Annotated in this window: 2 protein-coding genes; one reads left to right on the top strand and one right to left on the bottom strand. The window is 76.0% G+C overall.

Annotation, left to right across the window (positions count from 1 at the left end):
• Positions 1–10: 10 nt before the first annotated feature.
• Positions 11–16639, bottom strand: a complete 16629-nt coding sequence (locus AC6F7H_RS00700) for a type I polyketide synthase (RefSeq protein ID WP_500754545.1) — start codon at positions 16637–16639, stop codon at positions 11–13.
• A 302-nt stretch (positions 16640–16941) separates the two neighbouring features.
• On the opposite strand from AC6F7H_RS00700, the gene AC6F7H_RS00695 reads away from it, so the two are divergent.
• Positions 16942–18111 carry a cytochrome P450 gene (locus AC6F7H_RS00695; RefSeq protein ID WP_500754544.1) on the top strand — a complete coding sequence of 390 codons (1170 nt, stop codon included), beginning with the start codon at positions 16942–16944 and terminating at the stop codon, positions 18109–18111.
• The last annotated feature ends 148 nt before the right edge of the window (positions 18112–18259 follow it).

Genomic DNA, 18259 nt, shown 5'->3' with positions numbered 1-18259 from the left:
TCCCGGCGGTTCAGTCGGACTCGTCGAGGATCTGGAACAGCTCCTCGGCGGTCGCCGTTTCGAGGCTGACGGCGTCATCGGGCCGCTGCCGTCCGTCGTTCCACCCGGCGAGCAGCTCCCGCAGCCGGCTGCCGACCGTGGCACGGTCGGCGTCGTCGGGGGACACGGCGGCCAGGACCTCCGCCAGCCGGCCGAGTTCCTCCAGGGCGCGCGCGGACGGGGCCACCGGCTCCGGCAGCAGTTCGGCGCGGAGGTACCGGGCGAGGGCGATCGGCGTGGGGTGGTCGAACACCAGGGTGGCCGGCAGGCGCAGCCCGGTCAGGGCCGCGAGCCGGTTGCGGAGTTCGACGCCGGTGAGGGAGTCGACGCCGGTTTCGAGGAAGCCCCGGTCGGGCCGGACCGCCTCACCACCGGAGTGGCCCAGGACGACGGCGAGTTGGGTGCGGACGAGGTCGAGGACCGCCTTGTGGCCCTCGGCGTCGCCGAGGTCGGCGAGGCGGCGGCGCAGCTCCGCCCCGTCGTCGCCGGTGGCGACGGCGGAGGGGCGGCCGGGCCGGACGAGCTCCCGCAGCAGCGGCGGCGCCGTCTCGGAACGGATGCGCAGCGCACCGGTGTCGAGGAGCATCGGGACGGCGACCGCGGTGGCGGAGCCGAGCGCGGCGTCGAACAGCGCCATGCCGTCCCGCGTGGACATCGGCGTCACACCGAGCCGTTCGACGCGCCGGACGTCGGCGTCGGTGAGCCCGCTGGTCATGCCGCTCGCCTCGGCCCACGGGCCCCACGCCATGGACACCGCCGTCAGCCCGCGGGCCCGGCGGTGGTGGGCGAGGGCGTCCACGAACGCGTTCGCGGCGGCGTAGTTGGCCTGCCCCGCGGCGCCGAACGTCGCCGAGGCCGAGGAGAAGAGCACGAACGCGGACAGCTCCAGGTCCCGGGTCAGATCGTGCAGATGCCACGCGCCGTTCGCCTTGGCGTGCAGCACCCGGTCGAGCCGGGCGTCGTCGAGGCCGGTGACCAGGCCGTCGTCGAGTGCCCCGGCCGCGTGCACCACGATGCGCAGCGGCCGGTCGGCCGGGACGGTCCGCAACAGGTCGGCGACCTCGTCCCGTTCGCCGATGTCGCAGGCCACGACCGTGGCCTCGCAGCCCAGGGCGGCGAGGTCGGCCACGAGGCCGTCCGCACCCGGTGCCTTCGGGCCGCGCCTGCTGGTCAGCACGAGCCGGCGGACGCCGTGTTCGGCGGCCAGATGCCGGGCGAGCGCCGAGCCGATGGTGCCGGTGCCGCCGGTGATCAGCGCCGTGCCACCGGCGTCGAGGGACGTCTCCGCCGGCCGCTCGGCCCGCGCCAGGCGCGGCGCGTACAACCGGCCGGCGCGCACCGCCACCTGCGGTTCCGGGCAGCTCAGTGCCTCGGCGAGCACGTCGGGCGAGACGGGGCCGTCGAGGTCGACCAGGACGAACCGGCCGGGGTGTTCGGCTTGTGCGGAGCGGATCAGCCCCCAGGCCGCGGCTCCCGCGAGATCACCGATGTCCGTGTCAGTGTCAGTGTCGACGTCGGCCGCCACGGCGCCCCGGGTGACGATCACGAGGCGGGCGTCCGCGCGTCGCTCGTCGGCGAGCCACCGGCGCACGAGCCGGAGCGCGTCGCGCGGCACGCCGGCCAGCTCCGCGGACCCGTCCGCTGTGGCCAGGGACGCGAGGACGACGCCCGCACCGGCCTCGTCGCCGAAGCCGGAGCCGTCGGAGCCACCGGAGCCGTCGGTGTCGTCGGCCCGGTGGACCGGCGCCCCGGCCGCCAGGAGCCCGGCGTGGAGGTCCAGCGGGTCGGGGCCGTACACCGTCCAGGACGGCACGGGGGGCGCCGGGACGCCTCCCACCTCCGCCCAGTCGACCTGGAACAGCGCGTTGCGGGACGGGTGTCCCGCGCCGAAACCGTCCGGCACGGGCCGGGAGACGATCGAGTCCGCCGTGGCGACCGGCGCGCCGTCGGTGCCGGCGACGGTCACACCGATGCCGCCCGTCCCGCCCAGGGTCAGCCGGACCCGCAGGGCCCGCACGCCGTGCCGCAGAAGCCGCACACCGCGCCAGGCGAACGGCAGTTCCGCCCGGACCGGTTCGCTTCCCCCGCCCAGCGACCGCAGCATGCCGATGCCGTGCAGCGCCGCGTCCAGAAGGGCCGGGTGGACGGCGAAGCCGTCGGCCTCCGGGCCGTCTGGGAGAGCGACCTCCGCGTACACCGCTCCGTCATGGTGCCAGGCGGCACGCATGCCCTGGAACGCGGGCCCGTAGCTGTAGCCGAGGGCCGCGAGGTCGTCGTAGAAGCCTCCGAGGTCGATCTCGGCCGCTCCGGCCGGGGGCCACTGCGCCAGACCCTCGGGCTCCGCCGCCACGGGCGCGGCGGGCGCGACGGTGGCGGTGGCGTGCAGCACCCAGTCGCCGTCGGCGTCGCCCAAGTCCGGTGAGCCGTCGTCTGGCCGGGACCAGACGCCCACGGACCGCCGCCCGGTGTCGTCCGGCGGCCGGACGACGGCCTGGACGCGCACGGCGTCCGTGTCGGACAGCACCAGCGGCGTCTCGAGGGTGAGTTCCTCGACGAACGGGCAGCCGGCCCGGCCGCCCGCGGTGACCGCGAGATCGACGAAGGCGGTACCGGGCACCAGGACGGTGCCGAGGACGGCGTGGTCGGCGAGCCACGGGTGGGTCCGGGTCGACATCCGGCCGGTCAGCAGGAGGGTGTCGGTGCCCGCCACCGGAGCGGCGGCGGTGAGCACCGGATGCGCGGTGGCGTCCAGCCCGGCGCCGGACGGGTCCGTCCCGGACACCGTCCCCGGCGAGCTCATCCAGTACCGGTCGGACTGGAACGCGTAGGTGGGCAGATCGACGGCGCGTGCGCCGCGGCCGCCCAGCACCTTGCGCCAGTCGACACGGATGCCGGACACGTGCGCCTGGGCGGCGGAGGCGAGCATACGGGCCGCGTCGCCCTGCCCGGAGCGCAGCGAGGAGACTGGCTGCGGCCACGGGACGCCGTCGTCGCCGATGTCCTCGAGCGTCTCCTGGATGCCCATGACCTGCAGGGGGTGCGGACCGACCTCGACGAAATGCCGGTAGCCCTGGGCGGCGAGAGAGCGCACGGCGGGCTCGAACCCGACGCAGCGGCGCAGATTGTCGAACCAGTACGCGCCGTCCAGCGTGGCCCCCTCGACCCAGCCGCCGGTCACGCTGGAGAAGAACGGGACCGCCCCCGTCCGCGGCCGGATGTCCGCCAGCGCCTCCCGCAGAGGGCCGGCGAGCCCGTCCACATGGTGCGAGTGCGACGCGTAGCCGATCCGGACCGGCTTGACGCGGATCTCCTCCATGGCACACGCCGCGGCGAACTCCGCGAGCGCGTCCCGGTCGCCGCTGACGACGTTCGTGCCGGGCGCGTTGCGCACGGCGAGACAGAGGCGGCCCTCCCACGCGGCGAGCCGCTTCTCGATCTCCACGGCCGGCAGCGCCACCGACAGCATGCCGCCGCGGCCGACGATGCTCGCGAGGAGGTCGGCGCGCAGGGCGACCACCTGTGCCGCGTCGTCCAGGGAGAGCGCCCCGGCGACGTACGCGGCGGCGATCTCGCCCTGCGAATGGCCGACCACGGCGTCGGGTTCGACGCCCCAGGAGCGCCACATCGCGGCCAGCGAGACCATCACGGTGAACAGCGAGATCTGGACGACGTCGTCGCGCTCCAGCGAGGCCGCGCCGTCGGCGCCGCGCAGGACGTCGAGCACGGACCAGTCGGTGTGACGGGCGAACGCCTCGTCGCACGCGGCGGCCGTCTCGGCGAACACGGCGTCGGATTCCAGCAGCGGGCCGCCCATACCGGCCCACTGCGACCCCTGGCCGGGGAAGACGAACGCGGTGCGGCCCTCGACGGCCCGGCCGAGGACCGCCCCGGCGGGGAGTTCCCCGGCTGCCAGGGCGGCCAAGGCGTCGCGGTCGCCCGGGAGCAGCACCGCACGGTGCTCGAACGCGGTCCGGGTGGTGGCCAGCGACCAGGCGACGTCGCCCGCCTCCGGCGCGGGCCCACGCCCGAGGTGGTCGTGCAGCCGTCGGGCCTGCTCCCGCAGGGCCCGCTCGCTGCGCCCGGACAGCAGCCACGGCAGCGCGGCCGGTGCCCCGGCGCCGGTGGCGGAGGACGTCGCGTCGGGCGCCTCGCCGGCCGTCGCGCGGGGCGGTGCGTCGGGTGCCTCGTCGCCGTCGTCGTGCGCCGGTGCGGGCGATGCCTGTTCGAGGATGGCGTGGGCGTTGGTGCCACTGCCGCCGAAGGAGGACACAGCGGCCCGGCGGATCCGGCCGGTCTCCGGCCAGGGCCGCGCCTCGGTGAGCAGCGCCACCGACCCCTCGGACCAGTCCACGTGCGGGGTGGGCTCGTCGACGTGCAGGGTCGGCGGCAGGACGCCGTGCCGCAGCGCCATCACGGTCTTGATCACTCCGGCGATGCCCGCGGCGCTCTGGGAGTGGCCGATGTTCGACTTGACCGAGCCGAGCCACAGCGGGTTCTCCGCGGAGTGTCCCGGCCCGTAGACGGACAGCAGGGCCTGGGCCTCGATGGGGTCGCCGAGCGGGGTGCCGGTGCCGTGCGCCTCCACGAGGTCGACGTCGCCGGCGTCCAGCCGGGCGCCGGCGAGGGCGGCGGCGATGACGCGGCGCTGGGAGGGGCCGTTGGGCGCGGTCAGTCCGTTGCTGGCGCCGTCCTGGTTGACGGCGGAACCGGTAACCACGGCCAGGATGTTCCGGCCTTCGGCCAGGGCGGTGCTGAGGCGCTGCACGGCGACGACTCCGACGCCCTCGCTCCAGCCGGTGCCGTCGGCCGCGGCGGCGAACGGCTTGCAGCGGCCGTCGGGCGCCAGGCCGCGCTGGCGGCTGAACTCGGTGAAGGACACCGGCGTGGGCAGGACGGTGACACCGCCGGCCAGGGCCAGGTCGCACTCGCCCTGCCGGAGCGACTGGCAGGCGAGGTGCAGCGCGACCAGTGACGAGGAGCAGGCGGTGTCGACGGTGACGGCCGGGCCCTCCAGGCCGAGGCTGTAGGACAGGCGCCCGGACACCGCGGCCGTTCCCGTTCCGGCGAGGAAGAATCCCTCGGCGGCGCCGAGCGCGTCGGCGTCGCCCAGCCCGTAGCCCTGGAACGAGGTGCCGACGAACACGCCGGTGCGGCTGCCGGTCAGCCCCGCAGGGTCGACGCGGGTGCGCTCCAGCGCCTCCCAGGCGGTCTCCAGCAGCACCCGCTGCTGCGGGTCCATCGCCATCGCCTCGCGGGGGCTGATGCCGAAGAACTCGGCGTCGAAGTCGCCCGCGCCGTCCAGGAAGCCGCCCTCGCGGACGTACGAACTGCCGGGCCGCGACAAGTCGGGGTCGTAGAGGGCGTCGAGGTCCCAGCCCCGGTCGTCGGGGAACGGGGTGATCGCGTCACGGCCGTGGACGACGAGGTCCCACAGGTCCTCGGGCGAGCGCACCCCGCCGGGGAACCGGCAGCCCATGCCGACGATGGCGACGGGCTCGTCGGCGGACCCGGCCGCGGCCCCCGCCTCCGCCGCGGTACCGGCCGCGGGCGTACCGGCGGGCGCGGACGCGCCGAGCAGTTCGTCGGCGAGGAAGCCCGCCAGCGCGTTCGGCGTCGGATGGTCGAAGGCGATGGTGGTGGGCAGCCGCAGGCCGGTCGCGGCGCGCAGCCGGTTGCGGATGTCGACGGCGGTCAGGGAGTCGAACCCGAGGTCCCGGAAGGCGCGGCCCGGTTCGATGTCGGCCGGACCCGTGTGGCCCAGCGCGGCGGCGGCCTCGGTGCGCACCAGGGTCAGCAGGAACGGCCGGCGTTCGCCCGCGGGCAGCGCGGCGAGCTGACGGCCGAGACCGGAGCCCGCCTCGTCGCTGGAGCCGTCGCCGCCGTCGGCGTCGGCCAGGGCCCGCGCCGCTTCCGGGATCTCGCCGATCAGCGGACGGGGACGGGCCGCGGTGTAGCCGGGGACGAAGCGGGCCCAGTCCATGTCGGTGACGGTGAGCAGCGTCTCGTCGTGGGTGAGGGCCTGCCCGAGGGCGACGAGGGCGAGCTGAGGCGGCATCAGCCGCAGACCGCGCCGTCCGAGGAGCTCGATCGCCTCGGCGTCCGCCATACCGCCGCCGTCCCAGCCGCCCCACGACACCGACGTGGCCGTCCGGCCCTGCCGGCGGCGCCGCAGCGCCAGCGCGTCGAGATGGGCGTTGGCGGCCGCGTAGGCCGCCTGGCCGGCGCCGCCCCAGACGGCGGCGCCCGACGAGAAGAGGACGAACGCGTCGAGGCCGTCGCCGAGGAGTTCGTCGAGATGACGCGCGCCGTCGGCCTTCGCGGCGATCACCTGGGCGACCTCTTCGGCCGTGGTGTCCAGGACGGACGCGGACCGGGTCACCCCGGCGGCGTGGACGACGGTGGTCACGGGCGGGCCGTCGTCGAGCCCCGCGAGCAGCGCCCGCAGCGCCTCGCGGTCGCCGACGTCGCAGGCCTCGATCAGCACCTCGGTGCCGGCCGCCGTCAGTTCCGCGGCCAGCTCCGCGGCGCCCGGCGCCTGCGGTCCGCTGCGGCTGATCAGGACGATACGGGGCGCGCCCAGCCCGGCCAGCCAGCGGGCGACGTGCGCGCCGAGAGCGCCGGTGCCGCCGGTGACCAGCGCGGTGCCGGTCGGCCGCCACGGTTCGGTGCGGGGAGCGTGGCCCAGCGGCGCGCGCACCAGGCGGCGGGTGAAGACCCCGGCGGGGCGTACAGCGACCTGGTCCTCGCCGTTCTCACCGGCCAGGACCCCGGCCAGACGGTCGGCGGCCCGGTCGTCGAGCTCGGCCGGCAGGTCCACCAGACCGCCCCAGCGGGCGGGCAGTTCCAGCCCCGCGGCCAGCCCGAGGCCCCACAGCCCCGACTGGGCCGGGTCCGGCGCCGGGTCGGCCTCGCCGACGCACACCGCGCCGCGGGTCGCCGCCCACAGGGGCGCGGCCACGCCGAGGTCCTCGGCCGCCCGGACCAGCGCGAGCGTGGTGGCGACACCGTTCGCCACGCCACCGGGGCCGGGGCGGGTGTCGAGGCCGAGCAGGGACAGCAGCCCGGCGACACGGGCACCCGCCGGGCCGGGGCCCGCGCCGTCGGCGGCCCGGGCCACGGCGTCCGCGAGGCCGGCGGCCAGACCCTCGCCGTACGGGTCGTCGTCGGAGACGGTCACCGTCAGGACCTGGGTGACGCCCCGTTCGGCGAGCGCCCCGGAGATCCGGCGGGCGACACCGCCGGGGTCGTGGGCCGGGGCGACGAGGAGCCAGACGCCCGACAGCACCGGCCGCGGAAGCCGGGTGGTGCGCCGCCACCGGATCCGGTAGCGCCAGCGGTCCACGGTGGACCGGTCACCACGCTCGGCACGCCACGCCGACAGGACGGGCAGCACGGACGCGGCGCCCTCCAGCAGCTCGCGCCGCTGCGGGTCGGACACGTCGAGCGCGTCGGCGAGCGCCAGCGGATCGCCGCCCGCGACCGCGTCCCAGAACGCCTCGTCGGCCGGGTCGGCGACGCCGGGACCCGCCGTCGCCACGGCCGGTGCGGCGGGCTCCAGCCAGAACCGCCGCCGCTGGAACGGGTATCCGGGCAGCTCGGGGAGGGCGGCCGAGGCGCCCGGCGCGGGCAGGACGGCGTCCCAGTCGGGGGCGAGGCCCCGGGCGAACGCGGTCGCCACCGCCTCCCGGAAGCGGCCCGGACCGCCGTTGTCGCGGCGCAGCGTCGTGACGACGACCGTGTCGTCGGCGCCCTCGGCGTCGGCGACGTCCTCGACGTTCGCGGTCAGCGACGGATACGGGCTGGGCTCGACGAAGGCGCGGAAGCCGTCGCGCAGCATGGCGGCGACGGCCGGGGCGAATCGCACCGGCAGCCGCATGTTCCGGTACCAGTGCTCCGCGTCCAGGGCGGCGCCGTCGACCGGGCCGCCGTCGACGGCCGAGTAGAGCGGGACGGCCGCGGCCCGCGGGGCGATCCCGTCGAACGCGGCGAGCGCCTCGTCGCGGAGCCGTTCGACCTCGGGAGAGTGGGCGGCGCCGGTGATCGGCATCCGGCGGGCGGCGATCCTGTCGGCGGCCAGCGCCGCGGCGAGCTCCCCGACCGCCTCGAGGTCGCCCGACACCACGGTGGCCCGGGGGCCGTTGACGGCGGCGAGGTGCAGCCGACCCGGCCACCGAGCCATCCGCTCGGCGAGTTCACCGGCGGGCAGGGTCACCGCCAGCATCGCGCCGGCGCTGTCCAGGGAGGCGAGCAGCCGGCTGCGGGCCACGACGATCCGCGCCGCGTCCGGCAGGGTCAGGGCCCCCGCAGCGCAGGCCGCCGCGATCTCGCCCTGCGAATGCCCGACCACGGCCTCCGGTACGATGCCGTGCGCCCGCCACAGCGCGGTCAGGGACATCATCATCGCGAACAGGGCCGGCTGGACGACGTCCAGCCGCTCCAGCGACGGGGCCCCCTCGACGCCCCGCAGGACGTCCTCGGCCGACCAGCCGGCGTGCTCCGCGATCGCCGCCGAGCACTCGCTCAGCGCGTCACGGAACACCGGTGCGGTACGCAGCAGTTCCGAGGCCATACCCGGCCACTGCGAGCCCTGCCCGGGGAAGACGAACGCGACCGGGCCGCCCGGTCCCGTCTCGCCCCTGACGAGGCCCCGGACACCGCGGCCCGCGGCCAGGGCGTCCAACTGGTCGAGGTAGCGCGCCGGATCGGGTCCGAGCAGGACGGCGCGGTGGCGGAACGCGGTCCGGCCGGTGGCCAGGGCACGGGCCACCTCCGGGACGGACTCCGGGGCGGCGAGGCCGGGCCGCTCGACGAGCCGTTCGCGCAGCCGCGCCGCCTGGGCGCGCAGCGCCGGTTCCGTCCGGCCGGACAGCACCCACGGCACCGGCGATTCGGCGACCACGGGCGCGGCGGCCGGAGCGTCGGCCGTCCGGGGCGCCGGCTCGGCCGGAGCCTCCTCCAGGACGACGTGGGCGTTGGTGCCGCTCATGCCGAACGACGACACACCTGCCCGGCGCACGACGCCGTCGCGCGGCCACGGCACCGGCTCGGTGAGCAGCCGCATCGCCCCGGACGACCAGTCGACGTGCGGCGTCGCCTCCGCGGCGTGCAGCGTCGCCGGGAGCACCTCGTGGCGCAGGGCCTGCACCATCTTGATGACGCCGGCGACCCCGGCGGCGCACTGGGAGTGGCCTATGTTGGACTTCACGGAGCCGACCCACAGCGGGCGCCCGGCGGGCCGCTCCTGCCCGTACACGGCAAGCAGGGCCCCGCCCTCGATCGGGTCGCCGAGCGCGGTTCCGGTGCCGTGCGCCTCGACGGCGTCGACCTCGTGGGGCTCCAGGCCGGCACTGCGCAGCGCCCGGCGGATGACCCGCTGCTGGGCCGGACCGCTCGGTGCGGTCAGACCGTTGCTGGCGCCGTCGTGGTTGACCGCGGAGCCGCGCAGCACCGCCAGCACACGGTGGCCGTTGCGCCGGGCGTCGGAGAGCCGCTCGGTCAGGAGCATCCCGGCGCCCTCGCTCCAGCCGGTGCCGTCGGCGTCGGCGGAGAACACCTTGCACCGGCCGTCGGCGGCCAGCGCGCCGCCCTGGCTGCCCTCCGTGAACATGCTCGGCGTGGTCATGACGGTGACACCGCCGACCAGGGCCATCGAGCACTCACCGCGGCGCAGCGCCTCGGCGGCCATGTGCATGGCCACCAGCGAGGACGAACAGGCGGTGTCGACCGTGAGGGTGGGGCCCTCCAGGCCGAGCACGTAGGAGACCCGGCCGGAGGCGACGCTCGTCGACGTGCCCAGCAGCAGATGCGCGCCCGTCCCCTCGGGGATGTCCAGCGGGCCCGTGCCGTAGCCGGTCGACGCCGCGCCCACGAAGACACCGGTGGGGCTGCCGGCGAGCGAGCCGGGGGCGATCCCGGCGTGCTCGACCGCCTCCCAGGCGGTCTCCAGCAGCAGCCGCTGCTGCGGGTCCATGGCGAGGGCCTCACGCGGGCCGATGCCGAAGAACTCGGCGTCGAAGTCCGCCATGCCGTCGACGAACCCGCCCTCGAAGGTCCGGCTGAGACCGGCCCCGGCGCTGTCGGCCGCGTAGACGGAGTCGGGCCGCCAGCCGCGGTCGTCGGGGAACGGAGCGATGGCGTCGACGCCCTCGCTGACGATCCGCCACAACGCGTCGGGGGTGTCGGCGGAGCCGGGCAGCCGACAGCTCATCCCGATGATCGCGATCGGATCGTCGGCCGGCGCGGGCGCGTCCGCCGTCCCGGGGACGTCGACCGTCTCCTCGCGGTCGCCCACCACGGCCCGGCCGAGCATCGCTGCCAGCAGGCGGGGCGTCGGGTGGTCGAAGACCAGGGTGGCCGGCAGCCGCAGCCCGGTGGCCGCGGCCAGCCGGTTGCGGAGTTCGACGGCGGTCAGCGAGTCGAAGCCGAGTTCCTTGAACGCCCGCCCCTCCTCGACCGCCCGCGGGCCGGAGAAGCCGAGGACCGCGGCGGCGGCCGAACGGACCAGGTCGAGCAGGAACCGGGCACGGTCCTGCGGGGCGAGCGCGGCGAGCCGGTCGGCCCAGGCGCCGCGCTCCACCGGCGCGGCATCGCTGACCGTGCGCCGGGCACCGGGACGGACCAGACCGGTCAGCATCGGCGGCAGCGAACCGGCGGCGGTCAGGGCCGCGGTGTCCAGCCCGGTCGCCACCAGGGCCGCGTGCGGCGCGGCCAGCGCGGTGTCGAGGAGGGCGAGTCCGTGGCCGGCGGCCAGCAGCGGGAAGCCGGAGCGAGCGACGCGGTCGCGGTCCACCCGGGTGAGCCGGGCGGCCATGCCGGCGGTGCCGTCCCAGGCGCCCCAGGCCAGCGACAGCGCGGGCAGACCGGCGGCGTGCCGGTGCTGGGCCAGGGCGTCGAGGAAGGCGTTGGCCGCGGCGTAGTTGCCCTGACCGGGAGCGCCGAGGGTCCCGGCGACCGAGGAGAACAGCACGAAGGCCGCCAGGTCATGACGACGGGTCAGTTCGTGCAGATGGAACGCGGCGTCCGCCTTGGGCCCCAGCACGGTATCCAGCCGCTCCGGCGTCAGCGCCCCGACGGTCCCGTCGTCGAGCACACCGGCGGTGTGGAACACACCGGTCAGGGGACGGCCGGCCGGTATCGCGCCGAGCACGGCGCCGAGCGCGTCGCGGTCGGCCACGTCGCAGGCCACGATCTCGACGTCGGCGCCCAGCTCGGCCAGTTCGGCGGCCAGTTCCCCCGCGCCCGGCGCGTCCGGACCGCTCCGGCTGAGCAGCACGAGACGGCGCACACCGTGGGCGGTGACGAGATGCCGGGCCAGCAGTGCGCCCAGACCGCCGGTGCCCCCGGTGACCAGGACGGTGCCGTCGGGGTCGAGCGCCCGCGGGACGGTGAGGACCACCTTGCCGATGTGCCGGGCCTGGCTGACGTGACGGAACGCGTCCGGCGCCTGCGGCAGGGCGAACGCCCGCACCGGCGGCAGCCGCAGCGCCCCGGCCCGCAACAGCTCCAGCAGCTCGGCCAGGATCTCCCCGATACGCGCGGGGCCCGCCTCCACCAGGTCGAACGCCCGGTAGCGGACGCCCGGATGGGCGGCGGCGACCTCGTCGGCGTCCCGGATGTCGCTCTTGCCCATCTCGACGAACCTGCCGCCACGCGGCAGGAGCCGCAGCGAGGCGTCGACGAACTCGCCCGCGAGCGCGTCGAGGACGACGTCCACCCCGCGCCCGGAGGTGACGGCGGCGAAGCTGTCCTCGAAACCGAGGTCCCGGGACGAGGCGATGTGGTCGTCGGGGACACCCATGGCCCGTACCGCGTCCCACTTGCCCGGGGAGGCGGTGGCGAACACCTCGGCGCCGAGGTGCCGGGCGAGCTGGACGGCGGCGGTGCCCACACCGCCCGCGGCGGCGTGCACCAGGACCGCCTCGCCGGCTTTCAGCCCGCCCAGGTCGACCAGACCGTAGTAGGCGGTGGCGTAGGCGATCGGCACTGCGGCCGCCTCCGCGAACGTCATGTCCGCGGGCATCGGTGCCAGCAGCCGGTGATCGGTCACCGCGACCGGCCCGAACGCGCCGGTGCACACACCCATGACCCGGTCGCCGGGCGCCAGGCCCGAGACCTCCGGCCCCGTCTCCAGGACGACGCCCGCGGCCTCGCCGCCGAGCTCCACCTCGCCCGGGTACATGCCCAGCGCGTACAGCACGTCGCGGAAGTTCAGCCCCGCGGCCCGCACGGCGAAACGCACCTGTCCCGGACCGAGCGGCTCCGCCGGCTCCGCGGGCGCGAGCCAGAGTCCGTCCAGGGTGCCGGGCTCCCGCGTGGCGAGCCGCCACGACGCCGCCGCCGGCACGGGCAGACCGGACGGATGCGCGGCCCGCACCAGCCGGGCGGCGAAGGCCGCCCCCGCCCGCACGGCGATCTGCGGCTCGCCCGCCTCCACCGCGGCCGTGACGGCCTGCCAGGGCACACCGTCGCCGTCGGTGTCCACCAGCACGAAGCGGCCGGGTTCCTCGGACTGCGCGGCCCGCACCAGACCCCACACCGCGGCGGCGGCCGGATCGGGGGCCCGGTCGCCGGGGGCGGCGAGCACCGCGTCGCGGGTGAGGACGACCAGCCGCGCATCGGCGCACCGCTCGTCGGCCAGCCACTGCTGGAGCGCGTCCAGCACCCGCCCGGTCAGCGCCCGCGCCCGGGCCGGCCCGGCGGCGGCATCCGCCGCCGGGCCGTCGGCGCGCAGCACCACGGTCCGCGGCAGCGGGCCGTCGGGGAGCAGCGGGGCCGGCCCGAAGGCGTCCACGGCCACGCCGGACGGCGCCGTACCGGAGGCCCGGCCGGCGGCGAGCGGGGTCCATTCGAGACGGCAGAGACCGTCCGCCTCGTCGGCGGCCCCGGGCGGCGCTGCCACGGGGCGGACGACCAGCCGGTCGACCGAGAGGACCGGCTCGCCGTCGTGGTCCGCGGCAGCGACGGCGACGCCGCCGCCGTCGAGCGGTGTCAGCCGGACCCGCAGCGCCGCGGCGCCGGACGCCCGCAGAGTGACGCCCGTGAAGGAGAACGGGATCCCCGCCGTGCCCGGAGCGGACGGGCCGGCTCCGGCCGCGGCCTGGAGAGCGGCGTCGAGCAGCGCCGGATGGATGCCGTAGGCACGCGCCCGGGGTTCCTCGGACTCCGCGAGGGACACCTCGGCGAACACCTCGCCGCCGAGCCGCCACAGGCTCCGGACGCCGCGGAAGGCCGGGCCGTACTCCAGTCCGGCGGCCTCCAGCAGCTCGTACACGCCCTCCACCGGCACGTCCTCGCCGGCCGGCGGCCACTGCCGCGCCCAGTCGCCGTCCGGGCCCCGGCCCGCGGGCGGCTCCGGGGCCAGGACACCGCTCGCATGCCGGGTCCAGGGGCGCTCGGGCCACCCCTCGTCCGCGGGGGCGCCGGGCCGCGCGTACACGGTCACGTCCCGCCGCCCGGCCCCGTCGGCGGCGCCGACCGCGACCTGCACCTGCACTCCGCCCCGCTCGGGCAGCACCAGCGGCGTCTCGAGCACCAGCTCCTCGACGCCGCCGCAACCGGCCTGGTCGCCCGCGCGGACCGCGAGTTCCACGAACGCGGTGCCCGGCAGCACGGTGCGCCCCAGGACCACGTGGTCGGCCGACCACTGCGGCCGGCCGGGCGAGAGCCACCCGAAGAACAGCAGTTCGTCGCCGTCGGCGACGGAGACACCGGCGCCCAGCAGCGGGTGCCGGGTGGCGCCGAGCCCGGCCGCCGTCACGTCGCCGGGCGCCCACGACAGCCGCGGCCAGTAGTGCTCCGCCTCGAAGGCATAGGTGGGCAGCGCCACCGGCAGGCCGGTCACACCGGGGAGCACGGCCGTCCAGTCGGGGGTCACACCGTGCGCGTGCAGCTCGGCCAGGGCCGCTGTCGCGGCGGCCGGCTCGCCGAGGGAACGCCGCAACGCCGCCACCACGACGGCGGGTTCGTCACGGTGCGCGAGCGACTCGCCGGCCATGGCGGCGAGGACACCGTCCGGTCCGAGTTCGAGGTACCGGTCCACACCGTGCCCGTCGAGCCAGGCGACACCGTCCCCGAACCGCACCGCCTCACGGACCTGGCGGACCCAGTGGTCGGGGTCGGCGAGCTCCTCGGCCCCGGCCACCGTGCCGGTGACGTTGGAGACGACCGGGACGGTGGGGGACCCGTACGTCAGCCCGGCGGCGATCGCGCGGAACTCGTCGAGCATCGGGTCCATGTGGGCGGAGTGGAAGGCGTGGGACACCCGCAGGGGCCGGGTCCGCACCCCCTGCTCCGCCCAGTGGGCGGCCAGCCGGACGACGGCGTCGCGGTCGCCGGAGACGACCACGTCGGCCGGCCCGTTGACGGCGGCGACGACGACGGCCCCGGGGGCGTGCGCGGCGAGCGTCGCACGGACCTCGTCCTCGCCGGCCCGGACCGCGAGCATCGCGCCGTCCCCGGCCATCCGCTGCATGAGCCGGCCCCGGGCAGCGACGAGCGCACAGGCGTCCGGCAGCGACCACACCCCGGCCACATGGGCCGCGGCGAGTTCACCGACGGAGTGGCCCAGCAGGTAGTCGGGGGCGACACCCCAGTGCGTGAACAGCCGGTGGAGCGCGACCTCGATCGCGAACAGCCCCGGCTGGGCGTACTCGGTGCGGTCCAGCAGCCCGGCCGCGGACGAATCCGGCTCCGCGAACAGCACCTCGCGCAACGGGCGTTCCAGGTGCGGGTCCATCGCCGCGCACACCTCGTCCAGCGCCCGCGCGAACACCGGCTCCACGGCGTACAGTTCGCGGCCCATACCGGCCCGCTGCGCACCCTGACCGGTGAACAGCATCGCGAGCTTCCCCGCCGGACGGCTCCCGCGGGCCACCCCGTACCGCACCCCGGGGCTCTGGGCGCCCTGTTCGACGGCGGCCAGGGCGTCGAGCAGCTCCTCGCGGCTGCCCGCGGTCACCACGGCCCGGTGCGGCAGCGCCGCGCGGGTCGTCGCCAGGGCGTGGGCGAGGCCGGTGAGGTCGAGCCCGGGGTCGGACGCCACCCGCGCCCGCAGCCGGGCGGCCTGCCCGGGCAGCGCGGACGCCGACCTCGCGCTCACCGGGAACGGCAGCGGCACACCGGCCGGCCGGCGCGCCGCCGGGGCCGCGTCCTGCTCCGGCCGGGGCTCCGCCGGGGGTGCCTGCTCCAGGATCAGATGGGCGTTGGTGCCGCTCAGCCCGAACGAGGAGACGCCCGCCCGGCGCGGTTCGCCGGTCTCCGGCCAGTCGCGGGCCTCGGTGAGCAGCCGGGCGGAGCCGGCGCTCCAGTCGACGTGCCCGGTGGGCTCGTCGACGTGCAGGGTCCGCGGCAGGACGCCGTGACGCAGCGCCTGCACCATCTTGATCACCGACGCGACGCCGGCGGCGGCCTGCGTGTGGCCGATGTTGGACTTGACCGAGCCGATCCACAACGGCCGGCCCGCGGGCCGGTCCTGACCGTACGCCGCGATCAGCGACTGGGCCTCGATCGGGTCGCCGAGGCTCGTGCCGGTGCCGTGCGCCTCCACGGCGTCGACCTGACCGGGCGCCAGACGAGCGTCCGCCAGGGCCTGCAGTGTCACCCGCTGCTGTGAGGGCCCGTTGGGCGCGGTCAGCCCGTTGGACGCGCCGTCCTGGTTCACCGCCGAACCGCGCACCACCGCGAGCACCGGGTGGTTCAGCCGGAGCGCGTCGGACAGCCGCTCCACCACCAGGACACCGACACCCTCGGACCAGCCGGTGCCGTCGGCCGCCGCCGCGAAGGACTTGCACCGGCCGTCGGCGGCCAGCCCGCCCTGCCGGCTGAACTCGGAGAACACACCGGGCGTCGCCATCACGGTCACACCGCCGGCGAGCGCCAGGGTGCTCTCGCCCCGCCGCAGCGACTGGCACGCCAGGTGCAGGGCGACGAGCGACGACGAGCAGGCGGTGTCCACGGTGACCGCGGGACCCTCCAGGCCCAGGGAGTAGGCCACCCGGCCGGAGATCACGGCGGTCGCGCCACCAGTCAGCAGATAGCCCTGGTTGTCCTGTTCGGCGCCGGCCAGCAGCGAGGTGTAGTGCTGGTCGTTGGCACCGACGAACACACCGGTGCGGCTGCCGCGCAGCGACGACGGATCGATACCCGCGGCCTCCACGGCCTCCCAGGACGTCTGCAGCAGCAGCCGCTGCTGCGGGTCCATGGCGAGGGCCTCACGCGGCGAGATGTCGAAGAACCCCGCGTCGAACCGGGTGGCGTCACCGACGAATCCGCCCTCCCGGACGAAACCGCCGCCGTCGCGGCCGTCGTCGTGACCGCCTTCGCCGGCGGAGCCGGTGTCCTGGCCGCGGCCGTCCTCGCCGAGCAGTCCGGACTGCTGCCAGCCGCGGTCCTCGGGGAACGGGCCGACGGCGTCGGCACCCGCCGACACGAGCCGCCACAGCTCCTCCGGCGTGGACACCCCGCCGGGAAAACGGCAGCCCATGCCGACGACGGCGATCGGCTCCCGATTTCCTTTCTCGGCCTCGCGCAACCGCTGCCTGGTCCGGTGCAGATCCGTGGTGACCAGTTTCAGGTATTCGCGCAGCGTTCCGTCGTCCACCATCTGAAGGAAACCCCATTTCCGTGGGCGACACAGTGGCCGGCTGTCGCTTACCCGGGGCCCCGTGAGTCAGACCCCTGTGCGGGGGAGGCTAGTCACCCGAGCATGCGGAGACCAACCCCTGCCTGCTGGTCAGGACCCCATTGAGCGGTAGGGGGGACATGCACACAGAACTCTAGGGGGGACTTGTAGGGGTTGACGCCCCCCGTCTTTCCCATACGCTTTTTCCGCTGCTACCGATCGGATTGGCTGGGCGACAAGTGGACAATCCCCGAGGTCTTTTCGACCTGACCGACCCGGCCCTCATGAACGACCGGTACGCCTATTATCGAAGGCTGCGGGAAAAAGAGCCGATCCATCATTCACCGCACGGTTTCTGGACACTCGCCCGCTATGCCGACGTCGACGCCTTCCTGCGCGCTCCGCAGACATCGGCGGCCACTCCCCAGGACCCCCTGTTCGTCGCCCTGCGAGGCGGCCGGGACGCCCCCGCGATGCGCAGCATGCAGCGGTGGATGGTGGTCAAGGACGGCGCCGAGCACCGGCGGCTGCGCCGCCTGGTGGCCCGGGCACTCACCCCCAACGCCGTCGAGCGGCTGCGCCCGGAGATCCACCGGATCGTCAGCGGCCTGATCGACGACATGGGCGAGGGCGAGATCGACCTGATCGGCGGGCTCGCCACACCGCTGCCGATCGCCGTCGTCTGCGGGCTGCTCGGCATCCCGATCGAGGACGCCCAGCGCTGCCTGGAGTGGACGAACGCCATCGCCAACATCGTCGACCCCCTCATCACCCCCCAGATGCGCATCGCGATGAACCGGGCCGAACCCCAGTTCAGCGCCTACGTCCGGGAACAGATGGAGCTCCGGCGCAGCCACCCCGGCGACGACGTCCTCTCCCTGCTGATGCGAAAGGACGCCGACGGCGACGGGCTGAGCGACGAGGACGTCATCGCCCAGGTGCTGCTGCTGTTCAACGCCGGCCACGAGACCACGGTCAACGTCATCGGGAACGCGCTCCACGCGCTGCTCACGCATCCGGACCAGTTGCGCATCCTGCGGGAGCACCCCGAACTCATCGAGCCCGCCTTCGAGGAACTCGCCCGCTTCAACGCCACGGTGCAGATCATCGCTCGGCAGCTCAGCGGCGACCTGGTCCTCGACGGCACCGTCATCCCCGCGGGCTCCTCGGTACTGGGCATCACCGGGTCCGCGCACCGCGACCCGGCCAGGTTCGAGGACCCGGACCGGCTGGACGTGCGCCGTACCGGGGTGCGGTCGCTCGCCTTCGGCTCGGGCCCGCACGCCTGCATAGCCGCCATGCTGGGCAAGACGGAGGTCTCCATCGCCCTCACCGAACTCCTGCGGCGGTACGAGACCATCGAGTTCGCCACGGACGACCTCCAGTGGCACACCCGCTTCAGCTTCGTCCTCGGACTCAGGAGCCTCCCGCTGCGGGTCACGTACCGCCGCTAGACGGCCGGTCCGCCCCGCGCGTCCCCGATGCGGATGCGGATGCGGATGCGGATGCCGATGCACGGCCCGGCACCGTCCGTCTCCTCCGCGTCCGGCCCACTGCTGCCGCACGGCCCGCGACGACCGGCCCGGCGCCGCCGCGCGGTCC

The organism is Streptomyces sp. MMS24-W38 (assembly GCF_059889265.1).
This window is presented reverse-complemented; position numbering and strand designations above follow the sequence as displayed.

Bases quoted from the DNA above. Each gene is read 5' to 3' on its own strand.
- AC6F7H_RS00700 (WP_500754545.1), bottom strand. From the start codon at position 16,639: ATGGTGGACGACGGAACGCTGCGCGAATACCTGAAACTGGTCACCACG.
- AC6F7H_RS00695 (WP_500754544.1), top strand. From the start codon at position 16,942: ATGAACGACCGGTACGCCTATTATCGAAGGCTGCGGGAAAAAGAGCCG.